A 374-nucleotide genomic window follows, 5' to 3' on the forward strand; every position below is an offset into this window, starting at 1 on the left:
TGCCGAGGCCGTGGAGATCGTGTTCGACCCGACGAAGACGACCTACCGCGACATCCTGGCGTTCTTCTTCCAGATCCACGACCCGTCGACGCTGAACCGTCAGGGCAACGACATCGGTTCGAGCTACCGCTCGGCGATCTTCCCGCTCACCCCCGAGCAGGAGGCGATCGCGCGCGACACCATCGCCGATGTCGACGCTTCGGGCCTGTGGCCGGCGAAGGCCGTCACCACGATCGAGCCGGCAGGGCCGTTCTGGCAGGCCGAGGAAGAGCACCAGGACTACCTGATCAAGTACCCGAACGGCTACACGTGCCACTTCCCGCGTGCGGGTTGGGTGCTGCCGAAGCGCGACGAGGCCGCCGCCACCGTCTGAC

At 66.8% G+C, this 374-nt stretch carries 1 protein-coding gene; it reads left to right on the forward strand.

Features of this window, described 5'->3' with window-relative positions; genetic code table 11:
* On the forward strand, window positions 1–373 hold a 373-nt coding region (gene msrA / locus L687_RS29610), incomplete at its 5' end, for a peptide-methionine (S)-S-oxide reductase MsrA (protein ID WP_021199420.1).
* Window position 374 lies beyond the last annotated feature (1 nt).

The sequence above is a fragment of the Microbacterium maritypicum MF109 genome (assembly GCF_000455825.1).
Classification (GTDB): domain Bacteria; phylum Actinomycetota; class Actinomycetes; order Actinomycetales; family Microbacteriaceae; genus Microbacterium; species Microbacterium maritypicum_A.